Genomic DNA, 23,139 nt, shown 5'->3' on the forward strand with positions numbered 1-23,139 from the left:
AAACCTGTATTGTAATCATGTAGCAGGGCCAACACTCACTTGGTCTTTTATTTTCCACCTATAAAATTTACAATTTTTATGAGAAAAACATCTGAAAAAAAATTATCGCTGGGTAAAGTGAAAATTTCGAAATTGAATGCATCTGTAATGGAAAGAGGTGATGCGAAAGCGCCTACTTATACCGGCTGCAGCCTGATGGCAAAATGCACGCCTCCTGTTTCTAAAGACAATTGCTTCTAATCACCCATGATATTGTAGCGAAAAATTTAAACCTTAAAAGGTTTATCTATGGCAAGGCAGGTACTGTTAAGCGTATTAACAGGACATGCTTTGCCATTATTTTATTTCATAAATTCATAAGATGGATTATAAGAAGGATATCGCACTGGCATTGCAGGCCATCAACCGGGAACTGGATGGCATGATACAGCAAGACGTACACCCCGGCCTGCTGGGCGGCTATTCAGGGATGGCCTTGTTCTACGCCTATTATTATCAACATAGCGAGGCCGATGAACACCTGGAAAAAGTACACAGCCTGATAGAACGCTGCGTAAACGACTTGTCGGAGATGCCGCTCACCGGCGCGCACAGCGCGGGTATCGCCGGTATTGCCTGGACCCTGCAACACCTGGTACGAATGGGATTTATGGAAGAAGATGATATGGTAGATGCTTTTGAAGAGATCGACACTGCTATCGCCGGATTTATGGATACAGAACTGGCGGAAGGCAGGAACGATTTTCTGCATCAGGGCGTAGGCGTAGCGCTGTATTTCCTGGAACGCCTGCCCAACGAACATGCGGCCAAACAACTGTCGCGCTTTGTGCAATACCTCAAAGCGAGCGCTGTTGAAACGCCGTATGGCATTGCCTGGAAAGACCAGTTTTCGCGCAGCAGCCAGGAAGACCTGGAGAATGATTATTACAACCTCGGCCTCGCGCACGGTATCCCGGCGATCATCGCCATACTGGCACGCATATACGAAAGCGGCATCGAGACTGAAACCACGCGTTACCTCGTGGAAAATAGTGTGCGCTGGGTGCTCTCTACGCATAATACGGATGTCAGCGGGTATCAATCGCGCTACCCGGTACTGATCAATGCCAACCATCAGGCAGTACATGAAAAGCATAGCCGTTTGGGCTGGTGCTATGGCGACCTTGGCATCGCTACCAGCTTATGGTATACGGGCGCACGCTTGCAACGGCCCGATTACCAGCAGGCGGCGATGGACGTATTCCATCATGTGGTACAATATCGTGATGAAGAAAATGGCAACATCAAAGATGCCTGCCTTTGCCACGGCAGCGCAGGCGTGGCACACATCCTGCACCGGGTGGGCGCCGCATCTGGCGATGCGCAGGTACAGCAAGGCGCGCTGAAATGGTTGCAAACCACTTTGCAATTCAATCACCATCCCGAAGGGCCTGCAGGATACCGCTATTTTCAACACCCTGATTATATAGACAGTTACAACCTGCTGGAAGGGATCACGGGCATAGGCCTCGCGCTGCTGGCCTTTCTCGATACCAACAACAGCCCCGACTGGGATGCCAGTTTGCTGATGTCGTAAACTTTTCTTGAATTGTTTTCCTAATTATTTTTTCAGTAAATTAGGTGATTAGTAAATGAAACCCGAAGTGTGTTGTTCACCCGGAACAGCTATGCCAAAGAAAACACGTTACAGCAAACTGAAAAACCATGATCCGATTATATTTCGTAGATGATCATCCATTAATACTGGAAGGGCTGCGCTCATTGCTATGCCTGGAAAAGGATATGCAGCTGGATGGTGAAACCAGGACAGGCAAGGCTTGTCTTAATTTTTTATTGCATCATTCCCCGGATGTGATCCTGTTAGATACACGCCTTCCTGATATTAGCGGCGCAGAGTTATGCACCATCATTAAAAGAAGATATCCACAGGTGATGGTGCTGGGCCTTAGTTATCACAAAGAATACAACAGCATCGCCGCGATGCTGGAAAGTGGCGCCAGTGGCTGCCTCATGAAGAATGCAGATAAAGCGGAACTGCTCAAAGCCATTCACGCCGTATATGAAGGTAAAACCTGGCTCTCGGAAGAAATAGCCGAGTTGCTGAGAAAAGAAGGCGGCAACGGCGGTATGCTGCCACTGCATATTACCAAAAGAGAGAAAGAAGTGTTGTCGCTTATCGCCAACGGGCACACGAACCACGAGATTGCAGAGAAACTTTTTATCAGCACTGATACCGTAGATAGCCATCGCCGCAACCTGTTAGGAAAACTGAATGCGCGTAACACGGCTATGCTCATCAAGTGCGCGATAGATCACAAGCTGTTAGTTACATGAAGTAAAAGCCCTTGAAGCGCTCCTAGCGCTTCAAGGGCTTAAAAATTTATGCATCAGCTCACATGTTTGCTCACCACTTTGGCCAGCTCGAACATGGAGATCTGTTTTTTGCCATCGAAAACCACCTTCAGGGTTTCATCAGCATTGATCATGCGTTTGTTCACCTTGTCCTGCAGGTCGTGTTTCTTGATGTACTCCCATATTTTTTTGATGATCTCAGTTCTGGGCTGAGGAGTGGAACCTACCACCTTGGCCAGCTGGGCACTGGGCGTTACAGGGGCTTTGATACCAGTAGCGGCTGAACTGGCAGCAGCTTTTTTGGGCGCGGCTTTTTTGGTGTCGGTACCTGATGACTTGGTCTTTGCCATAATACGGAGGTTTTTATTGTTGAGTTTGGAATAATATGCTGCTATTTCCCATTTATCATGCCAGCCTTTTATAATCCGGCATTTTTTAATTTCAGAAGCAGTTCATCGATCATCGGCGCCTGCGCTGCATGTATCTTTTTTTTAGCGGTAAGGACATCAAACCAGGCGCCCTGATCCACTTCCGGCACCTCTACCCATTTGCCTGAATGTGGCGGCCATTCCAGCTTACAGGTGTTGGACCGCAGCTGCGCCGGATCGAGATCGCCGGCCACCGCCCAGGCGCTCACCAGCTTGCCCGACTTCAATTTCACCGGACTGAGGGTGATAAAATCGCCGCTGGGCACCAGGCCGGTCTCTTCCTCAAATTCCCGCACCGCTGCCTCAAGGGCCGTTTCGCCATCGGTATATTCACCTTTGGGGATCGACCAGGCGCCTTCGTCTTTTCCGCGCCAGAAAGGCCCGCCGGGATGTACCAGGAAAACGGCCGTGCTACCAGCTTTCCGCCTGTATAATAATATGCCCGCACTGGTTTTCAAAGTCTGTTATTTTTCTATTTGCATTCCGTCCAGCTTGTCGAACCGGGCGATGATCCCCCAGCCGTAGAAGTCATTAGCTACGCCTATCAACAATTCGTTATCGCCTTTGTTCAATGGAACCGCAAAAGATGCATTTTCGAGCGAACAGCGACCCTCCGGCTTTTTGATGATAGGGGCAATGTACGTGTTCTTATCTATATAAAGATACCTTCCGTTGAGGAATACATACACATCATCGCTGAAACCCAGCGATAGTACCCGGCTTTGGGCGCTATCGGAGCGGATATTGGTTTTCAAAAATACCAGTCTCCGGGCCTTGGGCACGAAGCCCAGCTGCCGCGTGAGGTTCACCAGGCCGCCGCGTTCCGCCTGTATGGCGGTCCAGGGGCCATCTTGTTTCGGGATGTAATATTTACTGAAGTCGATACTGTCCGGCACTGCGATGGCCTGGCTCAAGGCCCATTTGCGCAGGTAGCGCGGATCATTGCTGGCAGGGTCGATGCCGGCTTGCGCGGGCAGGCCCTCTGTTTGTCCGGGTTTTACAACAAGGTTGGCGATGATCGCATGGCCATCGAAAGAGAGGGCGCCATGGCTGCTGCGGCTTTCCAGGAAAGGCACTTCGAGCGTGGGCCGGTTCATATCATTGACGTATACCCGCAACTGCTTGCCGGATACCACCAGTTTCACATGGTTCCAGCGGCCCGGGTCGAAGCTGGCATTGCCCTGGTATTGCGGGTACATATCCCACATGTTCACGCCATCGAGGTAGGGCGCGTATTGCACGGCATCGATCGCATTGCTGTTGCCGGCGCGGGCGCTCCTGAAATAAAAGTACTCGGTTTCTTTTGCGTTGCTGCGCCTGAAATAGAAGCCGGAGAATTTCGCATCCAGCAACTCAATGTCATATTCAATAGTGCCGTCGGTGAAGTCGAACTGTTTCAATATGGCGCTGTCCCTGCTGCCCGCTATGCGCATGGCAGGTACTGACTTGTAATTGATAAATTCCACAGTACCGGGCTGGAAGTCCCAGCTGCTGGCCTGCAAAGGCACGGTGATGCCGGGTTTACGGGAAGGCTGCGCCACCGCACAGGTGGTGGCCAGCAGCAAAAAATGAAGGAGCAATGTTCTGATCATGTCAAAAAAATTTTGGTATGGGGCAAAGCTGAATAATAAGTAACTTGATCAGCATTCAAAGCGGCATCAAGTTGATGCAAGTTGGTGCAAGCTCATAACCACCTTATGCTGAATGGATAATAATTCTGAAAAGAGATACATACAGGCATGCCTGGCAATGGTTGAACAGCAGTTGAACCGGGGGAGCAGCCATGACTGGACAACTTACGATTTTGAAAAATTGAGTGAAGAGATACAGGAAGCCACGCAGGTGGCCCTGAGCGTGACTACCCTGAAACGTTTATGGGGGAAGTTGAAATACGACAATGCACCGGCCGTCACTACACTCAATACCATTGCGCAGTTTGCCGGCTATGCCGACTGGCGGGCATTCAAATATCAGCATGCGATGCCGGCTCCTGCATCTCCCGAAAAAATAAAAATAGCTCACCGGCGATGGCCTTATGCTTTACTGGGCATCATTCCATTATTGGTGATCCTGTATTTTCTTGTCTTTTCCGGCACTGATCCGAAAACTGCTGCCAATGCGGCTTCCTTCTATTTCAGCAGCAACAAGACCGTCACCAGCGGCGTGCCTAACTCGGTGATCTTTCACTATGAAGCCCATGCCGCCGCCGATACCGTATTCATTGCACAAAGCTGGGATGTGAGGCGGAAGGTGGCCGTACCCCGCGACCAGCAAGAGTATTCGGCTATCTATTACCAGCCCGGATATTTCAGGGCGAAGCTGATGGTAGGCAAACAGATCGTAAAAGAACATGACCTGATGATCACATCCGACGGATGGGTGGCCTTGGTGGAGAATAATAAAACGGAGGCGCCGCTGTATTTCAGGCAGCAGGAATTCCGCCATGATAGCGGCGTGGCGGTAAGCAGGGCCACGATGGAGGCCTATCACCTGGGCTTGCAGCCCGAGGCGCCGAAGCTGCGCTTTATCAATGTACGCGATATGGAAGGTATCCAGAACGACCAGTTCGTTTTTGAAACCAGTTTAAAAAGTGATTTCAATGAAGGCACGGCGGCTTGTCAGCGTGTACAGGTGCTGATCCTTTGTAAAAATGATGTGATCACCATCCCGCTCTGCGCCAAAGGCTGTGTGGGCGAGATGAGTTTATACGCCAATGGCGCTGCGGCCAGCAGCCGGTCGGCAGACCTTTCAAAATTTGGCTGCAATATGAGCGACTGGGTGAAACTGCGTGTGGAAGCCAATAACCGGCATCTCCGCTTTTTTGTAAATGGTGTAGAGGCCAGCGCGCTCGACTGCCCGAATGCACCCACAGATATCGTAGGTCTGCAATACCGCTTCGATGGCCCGGGCGCTATCAAAGATACCCGGTTCATCAAAGGGAATCAGGTGATCAACTTTCAGTGATAGCCCGATATTTTCTTCCTGTTTATTGCTGCTCCAAAAACCGGATATGTCATTTCCCTGCGATGGCATCAAACGGATATTTTTGTACCTTGAACATAGGCCGCTGTCACCGGCTATGCGCACCGCAGCATTTTCACGCGCCTTCAGGCAGCGCTATGGCATTACGCCGCTGCAACTATATAAGTAGTGATATGGAATTGGTACGGATTTTTCATCTGAAAAGAAAAAAAGTTATGATGCCACAGCCACCCAAACGCCGCCATGGGGAGATCACGCCCGAAGAACCCTGTTTGTCCGGAGAAAGCATTGAAAGCACTCCTGACGATATCATCGCCGCCGCTATCCGCGACGCCACCCTCGATGCCCCTTATGATGCCATAAATGATGATGGCGAAGACCAGGAAGATTGATTCACTAAGTTTTTTCTAATAACTTTCTAAAGGTATGCTAACAGCCCTTTCCGAAGTGGCAGCGTATCTTTGCCATGCATTTTAAAAAATATGCACCCACGTATCATGGATAGTATTCCGGAACGATCAAAACAACATTGTTAATCTCCCGCCACGGCGCTCCGCTGCCCCGTTGCGGGGCAAAACCAGCAGCCATGTTCAAATTTCTTTTCAAAGCATTCCGTTTCGAATCAAACGACAAAGACCTGTTTCCTATCGGCGAAGATGTGCGCCCATTCATCAATAGCAGCAACAACCGTCATGCCCTTTCCCATAAGAACAAACACTATTACAGCGGCATGCGGAAACGCAAAAGCCATCATATAGGCCTCATGTAAGGCGCGCGCGAAGGTTGTCGGGCTCAGGATTATTTTGATTAAAAGGATTACCAGGATTTTCGAATTTATTGATTTTCGGATTTATTGATTTAATTGGAGCGGAGATGAACAATGTTGTTATCTCCGCTCCAATTAAATCAATAAATCCGAAAATCAATAAATTCGAAAATCCTGGTAATCCTTTTAATCAAAATAATCCTGAGCCCGACAACCTCCGCGTAATTTTTTATCTTACGCTCCAAAATCTGTAACACGCTGTGAATATTAACGAGGACAGGATACTTTTTTCGCGGGTAGCGGAAGGTGATGAAGCTGCATTCCGTGAGCTGTACCATCGTTATAACGCGGTGCTGGCGGGATCGGTGAGGAAGTTGCTGAAGTCGGAGGAGGAAGCGGCGGAGGTATTGCAGGAGGTGTTCCTGAAAGTGTGGATGATACGTGAAACATTGACTGATATTGACAATCCCGGCGGGTGGTTGTATCGTTTGTCGGCCAATTATTGTTTATCGGTGTTGCGGAAGCATGCCAAAGAAAGATACCGCCAGGAAGGGATATTGGAGGAAGACATCAAAGACCAGCACGATCTGTCGGAGGGCTTTGATGCCAAAGAATTACAGGGCCTCGTGAAAGAGGCTATTGAGCAGCTGCCGGCTTCGCGCAGAGAGGTATTTCTCCTGAGCATGCAGGAAGGCAAGAGCCGGAAAGAGATCGCCGGTCAGCTGGATATATCGGAGCATACGGTAAAGAATCAATTATTATCTGCCCGTAAATTTATACGGGAATACCTTGAAATGCAGACGGGTAGCAAGTTTCCGATGGTGCTGGTGATGTTGATGGCCGGCCTCCGGAAATTTTTTTGAGTAACGCGTAGTACAGCGCATTATTTTTTGCGTCTAGGCAGCAAAAGGACCGAACAGTGGAAGCAAAGGCCTATTACAAATTTTTATTGGAGCGATATTACAACGGCACCGCCAGCGCTGCGGAAACGGAGGAGCTGTATGCCGCGCTGATAGCGCATCCTGAAGATGAGGACTGGCAGGAGCTGATCGCCGGGCTGCATGCTGCCGAGCCGGCAGATCCGAACTACGATCCGCAAAGATATGAGCAGCATATCCGCCGTATCCTGTTGGCAAGGCCGCGGCGTATTTCTTTCTTCCGGCGCTATGCCGCTGCTGCGGCCGTTTTGCTGCTGCTCCTCGCTGCTGTAGGATATTTCCTGCTATCTACCACCATCAAAAAAATAACGCCTGTCGCCACCACTGCCGATGTGAAACCTGGCCACAATGGGGCTATCCTCACGTTAGCCGATGGCAGTGAACTGGTGCTCGACAGTTTGCAGAACGGCGTTGTTACCACCCAGCAAGGCACCCGCGTGGTGATGCACAACGGCCAGCTGCGCTATGAAGCCGGCAGCAATAGCGCCGTGAGCAGCAATACCATGTCCACGCCGAGGGGCCGCAAATTCAGGCTGCAACTGCCCGACGGCACCGTGGTATGGCTCAATGCCGCCAGCGCCATCACTTTCCCCACAGCCTTCACCGGTCATGAAAGACGCGTACAACTCAAAGGGGAAGCCTATTTTGAGGTAGCACAAAATAAAGAACAGCCTTTCCGCGTACAGCTCCACGATGAAATAGCGGTAGAAGTACTGGGCACACATTTTAATATCAATGCTTATGACGACGAGGCCAATATCAGCACCACGCTGATGGAAGGCGCCGTGCGCGTAAACGCCCGCCAGCGCCCGGAAATACTGAAGCCCGGCCAGCAGCTGCTGGTAGACAGGAACGCCGGTATGCGCCTGGTGAACCACGCCGATACCTCCGCCGTACTGGCCTGGAAAAATGGCGTGATGAATTTCCAGGATAAGCAATTAACAGAAGTAATGCGCTTGCTGGCGCGATGGTATGATATTGAAATAGTGTATGAAACAACGCCACCGGATATTACCTTCTATGGCGAAATAGGCAGTGATGTCAATCTCTCCAGCGTATTGACATTCCTGCGGGATTCGGGCGTGCCATTCCGGATCGAAGGACGAAAACTGATCGTTGGCGCGAAGCCGGCATAATTTATTCATCAACCAACAGCTATCGACAATAAACAGTGAACAGACAAATTCCAGTTAGTTAGATAAAACGGCTTTGCCTGTAAATAAAAAACCGAAGGTGCTTGGACCCACCTCCGGTTGAATGGTTTACAGCTATGCAAAGCGATAAGTGTGCAAATACAACTCTTTTTTCACAAGCCAAACCGCTACAAAGCTATGCAAAAAATTGCTCTTTGTTGCCGGCCCTGCCATGTGCCTATACCTCGGAAAGGTAGCAGCAGCCGCCGGTTTTCAACCAAAATGCTGTTAGTGATGAAACTGACATTTTTCTTTCTTACCGCCGCATTTCTCAATGTGAGTGCCGCAGGATATGCGCAACTCATTACCTGGTCGGGCAAGGATGTGCCGATCGAAAAGGTGTTCCGCGCCATCCGCCAGCAATCCGGTTATACGATCGTTGCGAGCCGGGATGTGCTGGAAAAGGCGCGCCCTGTAACGCTCAACGTGCAACACGCACCCGTAAGCACCGTGCTGGATCTCTTACTGAAAGATCAGCCACTCCGTTACGTGATCGATAATAAATCTATCTTCATCTCTCCCAAACCCTTGCCGGTGGCTGATCACAATGATATGCTGCTGGCAGTGGCCGCGGCGATGGATATACGTGGTAAGGTGACCGATGAAAGCGGCAATCCGCTGCCAGGCGTTTCCGTGCGCGTGAAAGGCAGCTCGCTCGGCGTCACCACCGCGGCCGATGGCGCCTATGCGCTGCATATACAGGCTGCGCCACCGCAAGTGATCGTGTTTTCCTATCTTGGCATGGAACCACAGGAGTTCACCGTCAACAACAGCCGTGAGCTGGATGTACAGCTGAAGATATCTACCACGCAACAGAATGAAGTAGTGGTGGTAGGCTACGGCTCGCAGAAAAGAAGCGATGTAACCGGCTCCATCGCCTCCGTGCCGAAAGAGCGCCTGAAGAACCTGCCCGTGACCAATGTGCTGCAAGCCATACAGGGCGCCACTCCCGGCGTGAACATCATCAACAACTCTACCCGTCCGGGCAGCTCTCCGGCCTTTTATATGCGTGGCCTGAAATCTATTTCTGCCAGCAATGCGCCCCTGATCGTACTGGATGGAATGCCCTTCAGCGGCAGCTATAACGATATCAACCCGAATGATATTGAGTCGATAGATATGTTGAAAGATGTATCTGCTACCGCCATCTATGGCGCCCGCGGCGCTAATGGCGTGATCATGATCACTACCAAAAGAGGGAAGTCCGGCAAGCCTGTAATATCCTATAACGGTTACGGCGGTCCGGAATTCCAATCGAATGTAATGAAGCCGATGAACGGAGAACAATACCGTCAGAAGAACCATTGGTACAATATCCAGGCAGGACGCCCGAGCGCGCCCGACCTGCCTTATCTCTCCGAGCAACAGAATTTCGCCAACGGCGCCAAAGAAGTGAACTGGCTCAAGGAGATCAGCCAGCAGGGCTATATCCAGAGCCATGAGCTGAATATCTCCGGTGGAACAGATCAGGTACGGTATTATATCTCCGGCACTTATCTCAAACAACTCGGTACGCTGAAAGGCTACCAGTTCAACCGTTCCAGCGTGCGCGCCAATATTGATGCGAACATCACGCCCTGGTTGAAATCGGGCCTCAATATGGCATTGGTGAATAACAATGAAGATGGCGGCAGGGCGGACCTCTTCAGCGCTAACTCATTAAGCCCTTACGGTACCTTGTACAATGCCAAGGGCGATTATGAAGTGTATCCTATCGCGCCGCAAACATTGTATACGAGCCCGCTCATCAATCTCTATAACCCTGCTCTCAACCGTGGAAAAAATATCATCACCGGCGGTTTTGCAGAAGTGACACCCGGTTTTGTGAAAGGGTTGAAATACCGCCTCAATGCTTCCTATACCTGGCGGCCCAAGCGCACGGCCAGTTACAGCGGCCGCAATATGGGCGATATGCTCGGCACCGCCAATGTGTATAATGAGGAAAATAAACAGTGGATCGTAGAAAATATTCTCAGCTATCATCTCACTATCAAAAAAAATGCGCTCGATTTCACAGCCTTGTATAGCGCGCAGAAAGATGAGCAGTTCACCTCCACGCTGGATGCCAACACCTTCGTGAATGATCATCTCGATTTCAATAATCTCTCCGCCGCACAGGTGCAGAAAACATCTTCCTCTTATACCGGCAGCAGCCTGCTATCGCAGATGTTCCGGGTGAATTACAATTACGACAGCCGCTATCTTTTCACGGCAACAGTGCGCCGGGATGGCTTCTCCGGCTTCGGGCGGGATAACAAATATGGTATCTTTCCTTCAGTGGCAGTAGGATGGAACATGCGGAACGAGCATTTTATGGCAGCCGTGCCCGCGATCTCACAACTGAAGCTGCGCGCTTCTTACGGCCGTTCCGGGAACCAGGCGGTAGGCGCTTATCAAACCCTCACCAGGCTCAATACCATCCAATATATTTATGATGGCGTGACCACCGTAGGGCTTACCCCCAGCAGTTTAGGTAATCCCAACCTCAAATGGGAGACCACCACAGGACTCAATGTGGGCGTGGATTTCGGGCTGTGGGACAATCGCCTGAGCGGTAGCATTGAAGGATACACTACCCGCACGTCCGACCTGCTGCTGAGCCGCAAGATACCCGCTATCACCGGCTATAGCTCAGTGTTCGACAACATCGGTAAAACAGCGAACAATGGTATCGAAGTGCTGTTGAACAGCCGGAATATCGAGCAGGGCAACTTTACCTGGAACACCTCTTTCAATCTCTCCGTAAATAAAAATAAAGTAGTATCGCTCTATGGCGATAACAAAGATGACATTGGCAACAACCTCTTCATCGGCAAGCCACTGCTGGGCATTTACGACTATACCGTAGTAGGCGTATGGCAGGAAGGAGAAGATAATAAAGTAGATCCAAGCACCAAGCCAGGATACCTGAAGTTCAAAGACATGGACGGTAACGGGAAGATAGACGCCAACGACCGTTCTTACCTCGGTACCCAATTGCCGAAATATATTGCTGGTCTTACCAACACGTTCAGCTACAAAAATTTTACGCTTAACATTTTCATACAGGATGTGCATGGCTCGCTGCGCGCCAACAATATCTTCGATAACCGCGACCAGGCCGGGGTGATCAACCTGCCCGCCAGCATTCCTTACTGGACTTCAGACAACAAGATCAACACCAATCCTTCGCTGTTCTACAGCAACCCGAGAGGCTACAAATATGCGCAGGATGCGTCTTTCATCCGTTTGAAAGATGTGACCCTCAGTTATAATTTCAACAAGGCTTCTTTGCAACGCTACAAGATCTCCAACCTGATGGTGTACATCAGCGGCCGCAACCTGGCCACCCTTACCAAATGGAAAGGATATGATCCGGAAACGGCGCCATCTTCTATCACATCCAGCAGCGCAAGGCTGAATAACGGACAGGGCGCGGGCCAGCAGAGCTCCGACTTTTATCCGCTCACCGCTACCGTAGTGATGGGGATCAATATCAGTTTATAAAGAGATTAAAAATATTGACATGAAGAACATCTTTTATACAGGCAGGATATGGATGATCGGTTTGATGATGACCGGCCTTTTTTCCTGTAGCCAGCATTTCCTGGACGAAGAATTGAAATCATCTTATACGCCTGGCAACACACTGGTAGATGAACTTGGCTTCGAAGCCGCCAGCACCGGCATGTTGAGCACTTTCCGTAACGACTATGGCAATACGCAAGGCTTGCTGGCCACTTTCTATGTAGGCACCGATATGGCTTACACCGGTCAGCCCAATGCATTACAAGCGCCCTTCGACGATTACCGCAACCTCAATCCACAGGTAGGTTCCGTGAGCACCATCTGGAACTGGTGCTATAACCTGATCAATAATGCAAACGGTATTATTGCGGCATCGGCCAATCCGAAAGCCTCGCTCACCGATGCGCAGCGTGCCTTTTACAAAGCGGAAGCCAGTTTCTTCCGGGCTTACGCCTATAATCATCTCTCGATATTGTTTGGCGGCGTGCCCATTATCACCGCGCCGGTAGCTACGCCACGTACCGACTATGTGCGTGCTTCCGAAGCGGATGTGATCAAACTGATGATTGATGATCTCACCTTTGCAGAAGCCAATCTGCCCGATCCTGCCAATGTAAAAAAGCAGGGCCGTATCAGCAAATATGCGGCCTCGCAATTGTTGGCAGAAGCGCTGCTGCGCGCCAACAGGCCGGCTGATGCCGCCGCCGCCGCACAACGCATCATCGACAGCAAATTCTATACGCTCATTACGGCGAGGTATGGCGTGAAAGCCAATCAGCCCGGCGATCCCTTTGCCGATATGTTCACCTATGGCAATATGCGCAGGAGCCAGGGTAATACAGAGGCGATATGGGTGATAGAACAGCAGTACAATACGCCCGGCGGCGGCGCTTCATTTGATCAGCGGCGCCGGGAATGGGGACCTTTCTATGTGAACGTATCCGGTATGAAAGTAGCGGATTCCCTTGGCGGGCGCGGCATCGGCAGGATCAGGCCTACCAACTGGTGGACCTATCAGCTGTATGAAACGAAAGATATGCGCAACTCGCCTTACAATATCCGTCGCCGTTTCTACTATAACGATCCGGCTTCGCCTAAATACGGTCAGCCAGTGGTGGTGAGTGGATTTGATACCGTACAGAATATCTTTGCGCATACCACCAAATGGTACGAATTTCAACCACAGGACCCGCAGGGCGCCAGCTCCTTCAAAGACAGGATACAGATGCGCCTCGGCGAAACCTACCTGCTGCTCGCAGAAGCGCAGCTGATGCAGGGCAATACCGCCGCTGCCGCAGCCAGCATCAACGTGGTAAGGCAACGCGCCAATGCCACGCCGGTACAGGCTTCCGACGTAACGCTCGATTACCTGCTGGATGAAAGAGCCCGCGAGCTCACCGCAGAAGAGCTGCGCAGGCTTACCCTGGCGCGCACTAAAAAACTGGTGGACCGCGCCCGCCGCTACAACCCGAAGGCCGCTGTCAGCATCAGCGATTTTAACCAGCTGCTGCCGATCCCGCAATCCGAGATCGATGTGAACAAAGACGCCGTGCTGACGCAGAACGATGGATACAAGTAACACTGCCGATGATAAAAAAAATTGTAATTGTTTGCGGCTTACTCACCTGGCTGTACGCTTTGGCGTATAGCCAGGATGGCCGCCAGACGCAGGCCTTCAACGATGGCTGGCAATTCAGAAAAGGACCGCTGCCCGACAAAGCCGCACCCGATACCGGATGGACCGCCGTACAGCTGCCGCATACCTGGAACAGCCACGACATGCAGGAAGGCCGCCACTTCTATGCCGGCGACGCCTGCTACCGTAAAACGCTGAAAGTAGCGGAACAACTGAAAGGCAAACGACTCTTCCTGCGTTTTGAAGGCGTAGGTTCCGTAGCAGATCTTTATGTAAACAACCGCTTCATCGGCCAGCACAGAGGATCTTACTCGGCCTTTTGTTTTGAAATTACACACTCCGTAAAGTATGGCGAAGAAAATACAATCCTCGTAAAAGCCAATAATACGCCACGGGAAGATGTGATCCCGGTGAATAATTTCCTCTTCGGCATCTTTGGCGGCATCTATCGACCGGTATCGCTCATCGTTACCAATGATATCAATATCTCTACCACCGACTATGCCTCTCCGGGTATTTATATTAAACAAGATGCGATCAGCGAACAACAGGCAGCGATTACGGTATTGTCGAAGATAGAGAACAAACGCCCGCATCATACCGATGTGGAGATACAAACGGTGATACGCGACCGTAACGGAAAGCGTGTAGCCGTTAACGTGAGCAAGCTTTCCGCCGCCCCGCAGGGGATCAATATTGTGCAGCAACGCTTATCCCTCTCAAAGCCGCACCTGTGGAAGGGTTTGAAAGATCCTTATCTCTACTCCCTCACTACTTCCGTGATCGACCATGGCCGCGAGATCGATGCAGTAACGCAGCCACTGGGCCTCCGTCATTTTGAGGTAGTGGCCGGCAAAGGATGTTTCCTCAATGGGCAACCTTATCCTATGCATGGCGTAACGCGGCACCAGGAGTGGCAGGACTGTGGCAATGCCCTGAGCAATGCACAGCATAAAACCGATCTGGACCTGATCCGCGAAATAGGCGCCACCACCATTCGTTTTGCACATTATCAACAAGCGGAATATCTTTATTCGCAATGCGATACCATGGGCTTTGTGATCTGGGCGGAGATACCTTTTGTCAACGCTGCTACCGGCAAAGAGGGCGACAATGCCAAGCAACAGCTCACAGAGCTGATACGCCAAAACTTCAACCACCCTTCCATCTATGTGTGGGGCATGCACAACGAAGTGTACGCCAAAACGCCGGATGAACAGATGGCAGTACTGACGCGCCAGCTCAACGACATCGCGAAAACAGAAGACCCTGGCCGCTATTCCGTGGCTGTAAGCGGCTATGGCGAAATGAACCGACCTGCCAACCTCGCCACAGATATACAAGGCATGAACCGCTACTATGGCTGGTATGAAGGCCGTATCGGAGATATTGAAGGATGGGTGAAAGGACTCGAAAAAGATTACCCGGATTATAAATTGATGCTCACGGAATATGGCGCTGATGGTAACATCCGCCAGCACAGCGATTCCCTGATCACTGATTTCGATCCGGTAAGCGGCCAGTTCTTCCCGGAAACCTATCAAACGGCCACGCATGTACGACAATGGGCGGTGATAGAAAAACATCCGTATATACTGGCTTCCTACCTGTGGAATACCTTTGAATTTGCAGTGCCCATGTGGAACCGCGGCGGCGTGAATGCCCGAAACCTCAAAGGTCTTATCACTTACGACCGTCAGCAAAAGAAAGATGCTTTCTTCTGGTACAAAGCCAACTGGAACCCGGAGCCGATGATCTACATCGCGGAGCGGAGGAATCATATCCGCAAGGATCCGAAAGTACAGGTGGAAGTATTCACCAACCTGCAACAGGTCAGGATCACGGTGAATGACGGGCCGCCCCTGACCGGCCACGCCGGCGCTAACGGCCATGATATGCTCTTCGATAACATCACCCTGCAACCCGGTAATAATGTGATCAAAGCCAGCGGCGTATATCAGGGCCGCGCGCTTACGGACACCATTACCTGGCAGCTGCAATAAAAAGGAACTATGCTCAAATGGATCATCGCCGGCCTGCTGCTGGCACAGCTGCACAGCCGTGCGCAAACACACGATACCATCCCGCTCCTGCACGGTGCGCACCGTAGCGGCAACAGAACCGACGCCGATATGGAACGCTGGCGCAGCCTGCGTTTCGGGCAGTTCATCCACTGGGGCGTTTATGCCATCGCCGGTGGTGAATGGAATGGTAAAGTATACAACGGCGCCGCCGAATGGATACGCTCCTGGAAAGAGATGCCCAACAAGGATTATGATGCCTTGTACAAACAGTTCAACCCCGTGAACTATCAGCCGCAGGAGTGGGCGCAGATGGCAAAGAACATGGGCGCAAAGTACATGATCATCACCACCAAGCACCACGACGGCTTTTGCCTCTGGCCCAGTAAGTATACTAGCTACACGGTAGCGGCCACACCTTATAAAAAAGATATCATTGGTCCGATGGTAGCTGCTTACAACAAAGCGGGCATCGATGTATACCTGTATTTTTCTATCATCGACTGGCATCATCCGGATTGGCGTACATCGCTGAAAACGCCCGCCGATAGCGCCGCGTGGGGCCGTTTCAAGATATTTGTGAAGAACCAGCTGAAAGAACTGCTCACCAAATACCCCACCGTAAAAGGTTGCTGGTTCGATGGCACCTGGGATGAATCCTGGAAGAATGATGGCGCCTTCAGCGATGAACTGGAACAATACCTGCACCAGCTACATCCGGGTTTTATCATCGGCAGCCGCTTGCGCGCAGATGAAAAAGGCGCGCGCCACTTCGATTCCAACAACCATCTCATGGGCGATTACGAACAAGGCTGGGAACGCAAGCTGCCTGAGAAAGCCGCCGATGTGCATGGCAATGATTGGGAAGGTGTGATGACCGTGCCGGAAAATCAATGGGGCTACCATCAGCACTGGACGGGGCATATTAAAACAGCCAATGAGATCATTGAAATGCTGGCGAGGTCCGTATCGTTGGGCGGTAACTTTGTGCTTAATTTCGGACCGAAGAGCGATGGCACTTTCAGGCCGGAAGAACAACAGCTGGCGCAAAACATCGGCCGCTGGATGCAAAAAAACGGCGCAGCTATCTATGGCGGCGCTTATGCCGGCTTTGATAAACAGGACTGGGGCTACTATATCCGCAAAGCCGGTACAGATACGGTTTTTATGGTAGTGTGCAATATACCGGTATCCGGTAACCTGCGCGTGAAATTGCCCGCACAGCAAACGATCGTGCATGCGGCCACGATGGATCAACAAGATATTACGCCGGAAGTGATTGGCAGAAATGAATATTTTGTCGCCGTGCCGAAAGTAGCATATGATGCGCCTTTGGTGATTGTGTTGAAGGTAGCGCAAGCCGCGGGGCAGGGAAGTGGTTTTGAGAAGGCAAAGACTTAAAGCGTAAGCACTTAAAGCGAAGAAGCCCATGAAGCGCTCAAAGCGCTTCATGGGCTTCGGGCCTTAATAGCAAATTAATCCCAATATTTTTCTCCTTTCTTCATCTTCTCGATAGTATCAGCATATGTTTTCTTCTCATCGCCATTAGCCTGGTTCATAGCTTTTTCTTCCCAGGTGATGGCATCAGCTTTCTTACCGGACTTGAAGAGAAGGTTGGCGTAAGTATCCATGAAAGCAGGTACAGGCTGATCTTTTAAGGAACGTTTGCTCCATTCCAGCGCCTGTTCCACGCATTTCATATCATTACATTTTTCGAAGATGGTCCAGGCAAATTCGTTCAGCTCCATAGGGCTGGCTTTGTGGCCGAATTTTTTCATATAGGCGACGATGTTAGCCACGGCGTTGTTGGCATCCTTTACATACATGAAGTATTGCACTTTCGATTTCAGGATGGCTTCTTCGGCTACCCTCGGATATTTGGCGGCTACATTTTTTTCGATAGCTTTCCAGTCGGGAGTGGAACCATCTTTTTTCATCAGCTGCGGAAATATTTCTTCCTGTGCAACAATGGCTATCAGTTTTTTATCAGCAGCGCCGGGGCCGAGCACTTTATCTACTTTATCGGCGTGGTGCAGGTACATGTCGAAACCTTTGTCCTTGCTGGTTTTAGTGAAGCGGTCCATGAATACCAGGTTCTCTTCTGTATACAGGTCTTTTTGTGTGGCCAGGTATTCATTGGAGAATTTGGCGGCATTATTCTGGTCGTATTTTTCTGACGCCAGCATGGCCAGCTCGCGGATGAAGGCAGGATCTTTCTTGCCTTTATCATAGGCCGCTAACTGGGTGTAGTACTGGTTTTCAGGGTTCAGTGACGCTTTGGAAGCTGCAATGAAATCGGCTGCTTCGCCGCCACCTACGTGGCGGTCTACCGCTTCGCCATCAGGAGAAAAATATAGGAAGGTAGGATAAGCGCGCACGCTGTATTTGTCTTCAATCATCTTGGCATCATCATACCATTTCTTTACATCGTCGTTATCATTCGCGGTACGGTCCATCTGTACCTTTACGCAGATGAATTTCTCATTCATAAAAGTACCTACTTCCTCCTGCGGGAAAATGTTGGCAGACATATATTTGCAGGGACCGCACCAGGTGGTGAAGCAATCCATGAAAATATATTTGTTTTCGGCTTTCGCTTTGGCTTTGATATCGGCCCAGCTGAGGTTGTGTTCAAAATGGATACCTTTCTCCTGGGCCACCGCCAGCATAGGCAGCAGCAATGCCAGTAACAGTAATCTTTTCATAATGGTGTTGTTGTTTTTGATTGGGTGATTAATATCTGATAACAGGAAATGCTCTTGTACACGGGTTACATACGGATACTAATTTAAGGAATTATTAGTGCCAGCTGTAAATATTTCTACATGACAAGTTGAATGTTAAAGGGTAGCGGTAAGGCTATTGATAGCTTGCAGTTCGTGTGCTTCCAGTTTGGCCATTTCTTCCGGTGTAACCGTGGAAGTGGCCGGCCAGTATAATGTTGCGGGATAGTTAACCCATCGCTTCTGTATGATGCCGGCTCTTTTCATGTGGAAGTCGGAGGTAACAACGATCAGCAGTTCCGGCGCCAGTTTGAAGATCAGGTCTTTTGCATTTTTAAAATCCTCCATAGTATTGGTGGAATACACGGCCGGCGCAAAGGCCGCTGCGGGAATGCCGCGTTGTTGCAGGTACTGTTGTGAATAAATGTAATGGGCTTGTTGGGTTTCGTTGAAATGTTTCCCGATGCCGCCGGTGCAGCATACCTGGAAGGAGGGATTGAATCGGAATACCTGCCATACCGTATCCAGTCTGTTTTTTGCGATGGTGCTCAGTTGTCCGGCCGCGTCGTTAGGCGCTCCCAGCGATAGAATAAGTCCTTTCATAGTGAGGTGTATTTTTTCCAAGATACAACTTCATATTATGTAATTGTTAACCTGGAAAGAAGAGTAGTTATCAAGATCGGGAGGAGTGACTTACACTCGATAAACCCACTTATTTGTTAACGTAAAGAAAACCTTCATTATGAAAGTAGCACACCTGGCCATCGGCCTGATGGCTGTATTATCCGCCACTGTAATGTCCTGCCGTAAAGACCTGAACGACACTGTCGCCCCTGCCACTGCCAAAGGGCTGACTGCAGGCGTTACAGCGGCTAACTGGTCTAACAACAACTGGATGACGGCCATCCCGGATAACACGGTATTGTCTGCGCTCACTATCCCGGGCACGCACGATTCCGGCGCCCGTAACGAGCCATTTCCCGGCACTGCCAAAACCCAGACGCTCAGCATCGGCGACCAGCTGAATGCCGGCATCCGTTTTCTTGATGTGAGGTGCCGCCACATCGGTGATGCTTTTGCTATCCACCATGGCTCGATCTATCAGAACCTGAACTTCGATGATGTGCTCAATGCCTGCTTCGCCTTCCTGGCCAGCAATCCCGGCGAAACCATCGTGATGAGCGTAAAAGAAGAGTACGACCCTACCAACAACACCCGCAGCTTTGAAGCTACCTTCGACAGCTACGTGGCCAAGAACCCTGGCGGCTGGTACCTCGGCGCTACCATCCCGCAGTTGTCAACGGTGCGTGGCAAGATCGTATTGTTAAGAAGGTTCAGCTCTTCCAATACCAAAGGCATCGATGCCAGCGCCTGGGCCGACAACACCACTTTCTCCATCAACAACAGCAACGCCAACCTGCGCATCCAGGACCAATACCAGGTTCCCGACAACAACGGTAAATGGAACGTCATCACCTCCCTGTTCAATGAAGCCACCAGCGGCAACAGTGCTACCCTGTATATCAATTTCACGAGCGGTTACAAATCGATGATCTTTGGTATCCCCAGCATCACCACCGTTTCCGATGATATCAATGGCAGGCTCGATAGCTATTTCAGCACCGCCGCACATGCGCGCTACGGCATCATCCCTATGGATTTTGCTACTGCGGATAGAGCAGGGAAGATGATTACGACGAACTTCTAAGCGAAGGTTGTCTTAGCTCAGGATTATACTGATTGAAAGGATTACCAGGATTTTTTACAGGATTAAAAAAGGATTCGCGAAGATCAATTCGATATGATCTCCACGAATCCTTTTTTAATCCTGTAAAAAATCCTGGTAATCCTTTCAATCAGTATAATCCTGAGCTAAGACAACCTTCGCTTTTTTTCCGTAACTTTTCTTTATGGAAGAATCAGACAAGCTCCAGCGCATTGTAGAAGCGCGTATGAAGTTGAAGGCAAGATTTGAGCAGCAGATGGCGGCTACGCCTTCGGTGGCGGATCAGCGGCCGATGGGGAGTGGCAGGCCTAACCGGCATGGGATGCCGGTGTTGCCGGTAGGGCAGGTGGTGACGAAGAAATGGCCGGTGCTGGACCTGGGCGTGCATCCAGATATTCCGCTGGCGCAATGGCAGCTGGTGGTAGATGGCGCAGTAGAGCATCCGCTGCAATTGAAATGGGAAGAGTTGATGGCATTGCCGCAAACGGATGATACGTCTGATTTTCATTGCGTAACCACCTGGTCTAAACTGGATATCCCTTGGAGCGGTGTGCGCCTGCTGGATATCGCTGCGCTGGTGATGCCCCTTATAACGGCTACGCATATACTCTGTTACGGTTACGATGACTATACCACCAATCTCTCACTGGAAGAGGCTTTGAAGCCTGATGTAATGCTGGTGCATACGGTGGATGGCCAGCCGCTGCCCAAAGAACATGGCGGCCCGCTGCGGATGATCACCCCGCAGCTGTATGCCTGGAAAGGCGCCAAGTGGATACAGCGCATCGAATTTCTGCAAGAAAATAAATTGGGTTTCTGGGAACAACGTGGCTACTCCAACACGGCCTATCCCTGGCGTAACGACCGCTACTCCTGAACATCAATCCGGCTATTCATTGGCGTGAGCGCATGTGTTTTCAGGTTACTAAGACTGAAAGCAATGGCTGCGCCCGGGTTTTCAGCGGTGGCGCCGCGGAGTTGCTGCAAACTGGCGAACACCTGCTGTAATGCAGGCAGGTCGAGGGTTTGGGCGGTCATGATGCCGCCGGTGCCTTCGTGCTGCGCATAGTAGCGGATGTTGGTTCTGCCCAGCAATAACATTTCGGCGCCGGTCATGCCTTCATGGCGGGAAGCTTTGCCGGCGATGATGCGCAGTGCGGCGAGATCGAATGGTGTACTGTATTTGAGCGTGAACACCAGGATGCCCCTGCGGCCGTATTTGATGTCGCTAACATATAGCGGATTGTCTTGTGCGGTGGCTTCCGAAACCGGCGTGGTAAACAGCTGGCCGTCTTTCGGAATATCCATATATACGCTGTACAGCCTTTGTTCATAGCTCATGTAGAAACCTCCGCCGGTGCTGTCGGTAGCGCCGGTGGGCACAGGTGATTGATCTGCATAGGCCACCTGGATACGGTCGTAGTAAAGATCTCCGGAGATGCCCCATGAGATGCCATTTGAAGGATAGGTGGCGTTGCCCTGAAAAAATCTTTTGAGGAATAACTGCGTAGCACTGGCAGATGGCGGGTCCATCAGGGTGCTGGCATTGGTATAGGTGAGGGTAGCGCCTACGCTGGCGGGCTTGTAAGTGTAGCCTGTGAGGGGAGTGAAAATACCGTCCGTTACAGTGCTGCCTTTGAAGGCGGCGCCGGGGAATATTAATGCGGCATTGTTGGCGGTGATGGGAAAGGTATTGCTTTCCAGTAAGTACGTATGTCCGTCACCGTTAGGCCATGCGCTGTCTTTGGATACAAAGGAGCCTGGAGGCGTAATGAGCAGCAGGCGGCTTTTTTTGGTATTGCCGCCGGGTTGTACCGGCCGGAAGGAAGTATCTACCGGGTTGGGATCATGGATGACGGTTGTTTCCTCTTTTTTACAGGCATTGATAATGGTTGCCGTGAGGGCCAGTACAGTCAGGTATCTTTTCATGTGCGGAAAATACAATTGGTCAACGGTGTGAAGGTAAGGCCATTGCGCGTTTGTGGCAGTTGATTTTTTTAGCTAGATATCTTCAAAAGGACCGTTGTATTTATAAAACCTTTTGTCTATTATTGTCAGTGGAATTATATCAACCGAAATAGCAGCCAAAACAACGACGACCGATTTTTTCTTTTTTTTGTCCGTACAGCAAAAACGTTTTAGCCACATGAACGTGGAGGATATCCGTGAATGGCAGGTGCAGATTGCCGGAGATGATGAGCAGGCTTTTGCGCGCCTGTTCCGTTACTTTTATGAGCGTTTGTTGCACTTCTGTCTGCAATATGTGCCGGCGCGGGAAGCGGCAGAAGAGATCGTATCGGATGTATTTGTGAAATTATGGAATCGCCGTCATGAGCTGGAAAGTATCCTGAACCTGCAGGTATATCTTTTTGTGGCGGTGAAAAATCACTCGCTCAACTACCTTGAACAATATTCCCATTTGCGCATTGTGCCGCTGGCAGAATCAGGCGTGGCGGACCTGCGCAACAGCGTTGACCTGGAACGCGATCTCGAATGGAAAGAGATGCGTTTTAAAATGGACCAGGCAGTAGCTTCCCTGCCCGCCCAATGCCGGCGCATCTTCCAGCTGATAAAAGAAGATGGCTTCCGCTACAAAGAGGTAGCGGAGATCCTCAATATCTCACCACGTACCGTTGAAACACAGCTATTCCGCGCCATGCGCCGCCTGAATGAAGAGCTGTCGCGTTTAGGTAAGGGCAGCAATATCCTGCCGCCTTTGATTGCCTTGGTGATAGCACAGTTGTTTTGAGAGCGAAGGTTGTCTGGCTCAGGATTATTTTGATTAAAATGATTACCAGGATTTTTTTTATAGGATTTATAAAGATTAAAGAAGATTGGCGGGAAGAACAACGAGGTTCCAGCCCTTG

At 50.5% G+C, this 23,139-nt stretch carries 21 protein-coding genes; 15 read left to right on the forward strand and 6 right to left on the reverse strand.

All coding sequences use genetic code 11. The features are described from left to right. The first annotated feature begins 78 nt into the window (after positions 1 to 78). The 3 genes from FPG75_RS26020 to FPG75_RS12220 all read left to right on the forward strand — a co-directional run bounded on the left by FPG75_RS26020 (position 79) and on the right by FPG75_RS12220 (position 2,334). Entirely contained in the window at positions 79 to 240 is a 162-nt protein-coding gene (locus FPG75_RS26020) for a class I lanthipeptide (RefSeq protein WP_161596771.1), read from the forward strand. Positions 241 to 361: 121 nt separating this feature from the next. Further along, positions 362 to 1,576 (forward strand): lanthionine synthetase C family protein, encoded by a 1,215-nt coding sequence (locus FPG75_RS12215; RefSeq protein WP_143307140.1) that lies wholly within the window; start codon positions 362 to 364, stop codon positions 1,574 to 1,576. A gap of 128 nt (positions 1,577 to 1,704) precedes the next feature. Then, on the forward strand, positions 1,705 to 2,334 hold the full coding sequence (locus tag FPG75_RS12220; protein WP_143307141.1) for a response regulator: 630 nt from the start codon (positions 1,705 to 1,707) through the stop codon (positions 2,332 to 2,334). Between the two features lie 53 nt (positions 2,335 to 2,387). Here FPG75_RS12220 and FPG75_RS12225 read toward each other — a convergent pair whose 3' ends face one another. The 3 genes from FPG75_RS12225 to FPG75_RS12235 form a co-directional block, all read right to left on the reverse strand. Then, positions 2,388 to 2,702, reverse strand: a complete 315-nt coding sequence (locus tag FPG75_RS12225) for an SWIB/MDM2 domain-containing protein (protein WP_143307142.1) — start codon at positions 2,700 to 2,702, stop codon at positions 2,388 to 2,390. 68 nt (positions 2,703 to 2,770) lie between these two features. Continuing rightward, on the reverse strand, positions 2,771 to 3,238 hold the full coding sequence (locus tag FPG75_RS12230; protein ID WP_143307143.1) for an NUDIX domain-containing protein: 468 nt from the start codon (positions 3,236 to 3,238) through the stop codon (positions 2,771 to 2,773). 6 nt (positions 3,239 to 3,244) lie between these two features. Next, complete coding sequence (locus tag FPG75_RS12235) at positions 3,245 to 4,372, reverse strand: family 16 glycoside hydrolase (RefSeq protein ID WP_143307144.1); 1,128 nt, start codon at positions 4,370 to 4,372, stop codon at positions 3,245 to 3,247. 112 nt (positions 4,373 to 4,484) lie between these two features. On the opposite strand from FPG75_RS12235, the gene FPG75_RS12240 reads away from it, so the two are divergent. The 9 genes from FPG75_RS12240 to FPG75_RS12275 all read left to right on the forward strand — a co-directional run bounded on the left by FPG75_RS12240 (position 4,485) and on the right by FPG75_RS12275 (position 17,224). Continuing rightward, positions 4,485 to 5,744 (forward strand): hypothetical protein, encoded by a 1,260-nt coding sequence (locus FPG75_RS12240; RefSeq protein WP_143307145.1) that lies wholly within the window; start codon positions 4,485 to 4,487, stop codon positions 5,742 to 5,744. Positions 5,745 to 5,977: 233 nt separating this feature from the next. After that, positions 5,978 to 6,154 carry a hypothetical protein gene (locus tag FPG75_RS26025; RefSeq protein ID WP_161596772.1) on the forward strand — a complete coding sequence of 59 codons (177 nt, stop codon included), beginning with the start codon at positions 5,978 to 5,980 and terminating at the stop codon, positions 6,152 to 6,154. 194 nt (positions 6,155 to 6,348) lie between these two features. Then, complete coding sequence (locus tag FPG75_RS12245) at positions 6,349 to 6,531, forward strand: hypothetical protein (RefSeq protein ID WP_143307146.1); 183 nt, start codon at positions 6,349 to 6,351, stop codon at positions 6,529 to 6,531. A gap of 257 nt (positions 6,532 to 6,788) precedes the next feature. Beyond that, positions 6,789 to 7,391 (forward strand): RNA polymerase sigma factor, encoded by a 603-nt coding sequence (locus FPG75_RS12250; RefSeq protein WP_143307147.1) that lies wholly within the window; start codon positions 6,789 to 6,791, stop codon positions 7,389 to 7,391. Positions 7,392 to 7,447: 56 nt separating this feature from the next. Continuing rightward, complete coding sequence (locus tag FPG75_RS12255) at positions 7,448 to 8,602, forward strand: FecR family protein (protein WP_143307148.1); 1,155 nt, start codon at positions 7,448 to 7,450, stop codon at positions 8,600 to 8,602. A 291-nt stretch (positions 8,603 to 8,893) separates the two neighbouring features. Then, positions 8,894 to 12,145: a TonB-dependent receptor gene (locus FPG75_RS12260; RefSeq protein WP_161596773.1), complete on the forward strand. Its 3,252-nt coding sequence runs from the start codon at positions 8,894 to 8,896 to the stop codon at positions 12,143 to 12,145. 19 nt (positions 12,146 to 12,164) lie between these two features. Next, on the forward strand, positions 12,165 to 13,745 hold the full coding sequence (locus FPG75_RS12265) for a RagB/SusD family nutrient uptake outer membrane protein (RefSeq protein ID WP_143307150.1): 1,581 nt from the start codon (positions 12,165 to 12,167) through the stop codon (positions 13,743 to 13,745). A gap of 8 nt (positions 13,746 to 13,753) precedes the next feature. After that, entirely contained in the window at positions 13,754 to 15,805 is a 2,052-nt protein-coding gene (locus FPG75_RS12270; RefSeq protein ID WP_143307151.1) for a glycoside hydrolase family 2 protein, read from the forward strand. 9 nt (positions 15,806 to 15,814) lie between these two features. Further along, on the forward strand, positions 15,815 to 17,224 hold the full coding sequence (locus FPG75_RS12275) for an alpha-L-fucosidase (protein ID WP_143307152.1): 1,410 nt from the start codon (positions 15,815 to 15,817) through the stop codon (positions 17,222 to 17,224). Positions 17,225 to 17,298: 74 nt separating this feature from the next. Here the strand turns inward: FPG75_RS12275 and FPG75_RS12280 are convergent, their stop codons facing one another. Further along, positions 17,299 to 18,528: a thioredoxin family protein gene (locus FPG75_RS12280; RefSeq protein WP_143307153.1), complete on the reverse strand. Its 1,230-nt coding sequence runs from the start codon at positions 18,526 to 18,528 to the stop codon at positions 17,299 to 17,301. Positions 18,529 to 18,663: 135 nt separating this feature from the next. Continuing rightward, the gene (locus tag FPG75_RS12285) at positions 18,664 to 19,149 is read right to left on the reverse strand and encodes a YdcF family protein (protein ID WP_143307154.1); all 486 of its coding nucleotides are present in this window, start codon (positions 19,147 to 19,149) and stop codon (positions 18,664 to 18,666) included. 139 nt (positions 19,150 to 19,288) lie between these two features. Here FPG75_RS12285 and FPG75_RS12290 point away from each other — a divergent pair, with 139 nt between their 5' ends. Then, complete coding sequence (locus FPG75_RS12290) at positions 19,289 to 20,254, forward strand: phosphatidylinositol-specific phospholipase C (RefSeq protein ID WP_236652781.1); 966 nt, start codon at positions 19,289 to 19,291, stop codon at positions 20,252 to 20,254. 202 nt (positions 20,255 to 20,456) lie between these two features. Further along, positions 20,457 to 21,149, forward strand: a complete 693-nt coding sequence (locus FPG75_RS12295) for a sulfite oxidase-like oxidoreductase (RefSeq protein WP_143307155.1) — start codon at positions 20,457 to 20,459, stop codon at positions 21,147 to 21,149. Here the strand turns inward: FPG75_RS12295 and FPG75_RS12300 are convergent. Next, positions 21,140 to 22,201, reverse strand: coding sequence for a hypothetical protein (locus FPG75_RS12300; RefSeq protein WP_143307156.1), 1,062 nt, complete (start codon positions 22,199 to 22,201; stop codon positions 21,140 to 21,142). The two genes, FPG75_RS12295 and FPG75_RS12300, sit on opposite strands and share 10 nt — an antisense overlap. Before the next feature lie 217 nt (positions 22,202 to 22,418). On the opposite strand from FPG75_RS12300, the gene FPG75_RS12305 reads away from it, so the two are divergent. Then, on the forward strand, positions 22,419 to 23,021 hold the full coding sequence (locus FPG75_RS12305) for an RNA polymerase sigma-70 factor (protein ID WP_143307157.1): 603 nt from the start codon (positions 22,419 to 22,421) through the stop codon (positions 23,019 to 23,021). The last annotated feature ends 118 nt before the right edge of the window (positions 23,022 to 23,139 follow it).

It is taken from the genome of Chitinophaga vietnamensis (assembly GCF_902167635.1).
In the GTDB taxonomy this organism is placed as follows: domain Bacteria; phylum Bacteroidota; class Bacteroidia; order Chitinophagales; family Chitinophagaceae; genus Chitinophaga; species Chitinophaga vietnamensis.

Excerpts from the sequence above, each read along its gene's own strand:
- FPG75_RS26020 (WP_161596771.1), top strand. The coding sequence starts at position 79 with ATGAGAAAAACATCTGAAAAAAAATTATCGCTGGGTAAAGTGAAAATT.
- FPG75_RS12215 (WP_143307140.1), top strand. The coding sequence starts at position 362 with ATGGATTATAAGAAGGATATCGCACTGGCATTGCAGGCCATCAACCGG.
- FPG75_RS12220 (WP_143307141.1), top strand. The coding sequence starts at position 1,705 with ATGATCCGATTATATTTCGTAGATGATCATCCATTAATACTGGAAGGG.
- FPG75_RS12225 (WP_143307142.1), bottom strand. The coding sequence starts at position 2,702 with ATGGCAAAGACCAAGTCATCAGGTACCGACACCAAAAAAGCCGCGCCC.
- FPG75_RS12235 (WP_143307144.1), bottom strand. The coding sequence starts at position 4,372 with ATGATCAGAACATTGCTCCTTCATTTTTTGCTGCTGGCCACCACCTGT.
- FPG75_RS12240 (WP_143307145.1), top strand. The coding sequence starts at position 4,485 with ATGGATAATAATTCTGAAAAGAGATACATACAGGCATGCCTGGCAATG.
- FPG75_RS26025 (WP_161596772.1), top strand. The coding sequence starts at position 5,978 with ATGATGCCACAGCCACCCAAACGCCGCCATGGGGAGATCACGCCCGAA.
- FPG75_RS12245 (WP_143307146.1), top strand. The coding sequence starts at position 6,349 with ATGTTCAAATTTCTTTTCAAAGCATTCCGTTTCGAATCAAACGACAAA.
- FPG75_RS12260 (WP_161596773.1), top strand. The coding sequence starts at position 8,894 with ATGAAACTGACATTTTTCTTTCTTACCGCCGCATTTCTCAATGTGAGT.
- FPG75_RS12265 (WP_143307150.1), top strand. The coding sequence starts at position 12,165 with ATGAAGAACATCTTTTATACAGGCAGGATATGGATGATCGGTTTGATG.
- FPG75_RS12270 (WP_143307151.1), top strand. The coding sequence starts at position 13,754 with ATGATAAAAAAAATTGTAATTGTTTGCGGCTTACTCACCTGGCTGTAC.
- FPG75_RS12275 (WP_143307152.1), top strand. The coding sequence starts at position 15,815 with ATGCTCAAATGGATCATCGCCGGCCTGCTGCTGGCACAGCTGCACAGC.
- FPG75_RS12280 (WP_143307153.1), bottom strand. The coding sequence starts at position 18,528 with ATGAAAAGATTACTGTTACTGGCATTGCTGCTGCCTATGCTGGCGGTG.
- FPG75_RS12285 (WP_143307154.1), bottom strand. The coding sequence starts at position 19,149 with ATGAAAGGACTTATTCTATCGCTGGGAGCGCCTAACGACGCGGCCGGA.
- FPG75_RS12290 (WP_236652781.1), top strand. The coding sequence starts at position 19,289 with ATGAAAGTAGCACACCTGGCCATCGGCCTGATGGCTGTATTATCCGCC.
- FPG75_RS12295 (WP_143307155.1), top strand. The coding sequence starts at position 20,457 with ATGGAAGAATCAGACAAGCTCCAGCGCATTGTAGAAGCGCGTATGAAG.
- FPG75_RS12300 (WP_143307156.1), bottom strand. The coding sequence starts at position 22,201 with ATGAAAAGATACCTGACTGTACTGGCCCTCACGGCAACCATTATCAAT.
- FPG75_RS12305 (WP_143307157.1), top strand. The coding sequence starts at position 22,419 with ATGAACGTGGAGGATATCCGTGAATGGCAGGTGCAGATTGCCGGAGAT.